Genomic DNA, 3,925 nt, shown 5'->3' on the forward strand with positions numbered 1-3,925 from the left:
GGCCAGGAATCGGTGTGGGACTGCCTTGGCCTCGGCAGCGGCGATGACGTCCTGCTTGCGGATGCGGCCGCCGACGCCGGTGCCGGAGAGGGAGGCGATATCCACGCCGTGCTGGTTGGCAAGCTTGCGGACCAGGGGCGTGACGTAGCCGGACTCGCCTCCTGCGGACGGGGCTTCGGCTGCTGCCGGGGCGGGTGCTGCCTGCTGCGGAGCCTCTTCCTTCGGAGCTTCGGGTGCAGGTGCGGGCTTGGGGGCCTCTTCCTTCGGGGCTTCCTGGGCGGGAGCCTCCTTGGCGGGGGCGGCCGGAGCAGCCTGCGGAGCCTCCGCGGCAGCAGCACCGGCGCCGGAGCCGATGACGGCCAGAACGGAACCAACTGCCGCGGTCTCATCCTCGTTGACGCGGATTTCCTGGAGGGTACCGGCCACCGGGGACGGGATTTCGGTGTCCACCTTGTCGGTGGAGACCTCCAGCAGGGGCTCGTCAACCTCGACGTTGTCGCCTACGGCCTTGAGCCAGCGGGTGACGGTGCCTTCGGTGACGCTCTCGCCCAGGGCGGGGAGGGTGACTTCGTGGCCTTCGCCGCCGCCGGCCGGTGCTTCCGCGGCCGGTGCGGCAGCGGGAGCTTCAGGTGCCGCAGCTTCCTGGGCAGGGGCTTCCTGTGCCGGTGCCTCTTCGGCCGGGGCAGCGGCCGGAGCTTCTTCTGCCGAGGCAGCCGAACCGCCGTCGGAGCCGTCGCCGATGCGCACCAGGGGTGCGCCTACCTCGGCAGTCTCGTCTTCGGCCACCAGGATTTCCTCAATCACGCCAGCTACAGGAGAGGGGATTTCAGTGTCTACTTTGTCGGTGGAAACCTCGAGCAGCGGCTCGTCCACCTCTACCCGGTCACCTACCTGCTTGAGCCAGCGGGTGACGGTTCCTTCGGTGACGCTCTCACCGAGGGCGGGCAAGTTAACGGATTCAGACATGTCGTCCCCGTTCTCCTTATTGATCTTTAGTGCGATTGAATGCTGCCTGATTTTGAGCCTGGTGCCCCGGGGTTTCCATGCCGGGTGCACCAGGCTCCATGGTGCTGCGGAAAATCAGCCGTGGAGCGGCTTGCCCGCGAGTGCCAGGTGGGCTTCGCCCAGGGACTCGTTCTGGGTGGGGTGTGCGTGCACCAGTTGGGCCACATCCTCCGGGTAGGCTTCCCAGTTCACGATCAGCTGGGCCTCGCCCACCTGTTCGCCCATGCGTGCGCCGATCATGTGGACGCCCACAACGGGGCCGTCCTTCTGCCGGACAAGCTTGACCAGGCCGGACGTGCCCAGGATGGAGCTCTTGCCGTTGCCGGCGAGGTTGTATTCCTGGGTCTGTACCTGGTCCTCGCCGAACTTCTCCTTGGCGGCTTTTTCGGTGTAGCCCACGGTGGCGATTTCAGGCTCGGAGTAGGTGACCTTGGGGATGTTGATGTCCTCGACGATCACGGGCTTCAGGCCGGCGATCTCCTCGGCGACGAAGATGCCTTGCTGGTAGCCGCGGTGCGCCAGCTGGACGCCGGGAACGATGTCGCCCACTGCGTAGATGTTGCCCACGCCGGTATGCAGGCGCTCGTTGGTGATGACGAAGCCGCGGTCGATGGTGATGCCGGCTTCCTCGTATCCGAGGTTGGCGGTGACGGGGCCGCGGCCCACGGCAACCAGGAGGAGGTCTGCCTCGAACGTCTTGCCGTCCACCAGGGTGACCTTGACGCCGTTTTCGTTCTGCTCGACGCCCTGGAAGAACACGCCGGTGGAGAACTTGATGCCGCGCTTCTTGAACGCACGCTCGAAGTTCTTGATGATGGTGGCGTCCTCGTTGGGGACCAGCGAGGGCAGGCCTTCGACGATGGTGACGTCCACGCCGAATGACTTCCAGACCGAGGCGAATTCGACGCCGATGACGCCGCCGCCCAGGATGATGGCGCTCTTGGGGATGTAGTCCATGGTGAGGGCCTGGTCGGAGGTGATGACCTTGCCGCCGATTTCGAGTCCGGGCAGCGTGCGGGAGTAGGAGCCCGTAGCCAGGATGATGTTCTTGCCCTTGTAGGCGGTGCCGTTTACTACGACGGTGTCGGTGCCCTGGAGCTTGCCAACACCCTCGATGACGGTGATGCCCTTGGACTTGATCAGGCCCTGGAGGCCCTTGTACTTGCCGGCGATAATGCCGTCCTTGTACGCGTTGACGGCGTTGATGTCGATGCTGTCCAAGGTGACGTTGACGCCGTACTTGGCGGAGTCACGGGCGTGGTCGGCCAACTCTGCGGAGTGCAGGAGGGCCTTGGTGGGGATGCAGCCGTTGTGGAGGCAGGTGCCGCCCAGCTTTGCCTTTTCCACGAGGCCGACGGTGAGGCCAAGCTGTACTGCCCGCAGCGCCGCAGCGTATCCGCCGCTGCCGCCACCGAGTACCAGGATGTCGAATTCTTGCGCAGTTGCCTGATCGGCCACTTAAACGCTCCCTCGCGTGAACGATGACGCGTTTCTGCGCGCATCATCTGGTCTTGGAACTTGCACTGCCGTGATTATGTCAGCAGGGCAACTCTCTTGCATTTGTGACTACCGTGGTTCACCTTAGCGAACCACTTATCCATGCTCCACCTTGGCACAGTGTTTGGGGAGCGCTTTGTGTCGAGTGTCACGCAGCATTGTGGCCGAGGGATCACCCCGTGCCACAACGCCGCGCGGCACAAGCCGGATGCGTCAGGCGGCCGCCAGGATGTCCTCAACGTAGGCCACCAGGGTCCGGACCGTGCAGCCCGTGCCCTGCTTGTGCGTGTAGCCGTACGGGCTGCCGTTGTTAAAGGACGGACCGGCGATATCGATGTGGGCCCAGGGGATCTGTGCGCCGTCCTTGTCCTTGCCCACGAATTCCTGCAGGAAGACGGCTGCGGTCATCATGCCGCCGTGGCGTTCGCCGATGTTGGCCAGGTCCGCAACCTGGGAGTCGAGGCTGGGGCGCAGTTCCTCCGGCAGCGGCATCGGCCAGACCAGTTCCCCGGCGCGGTCGGCCGCGGCCTTGAGGGCCGTGGTGACGGCTTCCGAGCCCATGATGCCCGCCGTGCGGTTTCCCAGGGCGATCAGCTGGGCGCCCGTCAGGGTGGCGACGTCGATAATGGCGTCCGGGTATTCGCGGCTTGCCGCCACGATGCCGTCCGCCATGACCAGGCGGCCTTCGGCGTCGGTGTTCAGGACCTCCACGGTCTTCCCGCCGAACATGGTCAGCACGTCGGCGGGCCGTGAGGCGGCACCCGAGGGCATATTCTCGGCAATGCACAACCACGCGGTCGCCTTGACCGGCAGGCCCAGCCCGGCGAGGGCAAGCACAGTATTAAGGACGACGGCGGCGCCCGCCATGTCACTCTTCATGTCGCCCATGCCGAGGGCAGGCTTGATGGAGATGCCGCCGGTGTCGAAGGTGATGCCCTTGCCCACCAGGGCGATCTTCGCCGTGGCCCGGGCAGGGGAGTACTCCACCTTGACCAGGCGGGGCTGGCGGGAGGAACCCTTGCCGACGCCCATGATGCCGCCGAAGCCTTCCTTTTCCAGCCGCTTCTCGTCCCAGACCGTCACCTTGACGGGAAGGCCCTTGGCCAGGTCCTTGGCGGCCTCGGCGAACGTTTCCGGGTACAGGTGGCTGGGCGGGGTGTTCACCAGCGAGCGGGTGGCGTTGACCGCCCGGCCGATCAGGGCGGCGCGCTTCAAGGCGGCGTCAAGTTCCTTCTGGTCGGCCACATCGGTGAAGACGATGGCCTTCGAGACCGGATCCTTCAGGCCGTCCTTGGCGGACCGGAACTCAGTGAAGGAATAGGCGCCAAGCGCTGCGCCTTCGGCGACGGCCGCGACATCGGCCACTGACGCCGTCGGGAAGGCCAGGGCAACCGTGCCGAGCCCGGCCAGCTGGCGGACAGCG

3 protein-coding genes are annotated in these 3,925 nt (G+C 65.9%); all 3 read right to left on the reverse strand.

Going from position 1 to position 3,925, the window contains the following annotated elements; translation table 11 throughout:
* Positions 1–966, reverse strand: a 966-nt coding sequence (locus tag AC5RTT_RS20005; RefSeq protein WP_494146627.1) for a biotin/lipoyl-containing protein, incomplete at its 3' end; no start/stop codon positions are given.
* Positions 967–1,080: 114 nt separating this feature from the next.
* On the reverse strand, positions 1,081–2,463 hold the full coding sequence (gene lpdA, locus AC5RTT_RS20010) for a dihydrolipoyl dehydrogenase (protein ID WP_494146628.1): 1,383 nt from the start codon (positions 2,461–2,463) through the stop codon (positions 1,081–1,083).
* A 252-nt stretch (positions 2,464–2,715) separates the two neighbouring features.
* A partial coding sequence (locus AC5RTT_RS20015) for a leucyl aminopeptidase (protein ID WP_494146629.1) occupies positions 2,716–3,925 on the reverse strand: 1,210 nt, incomplete at its 5' end.

The organism is Arthrobacter sp. Y3221157 (genome assembly GCF_059089865.1).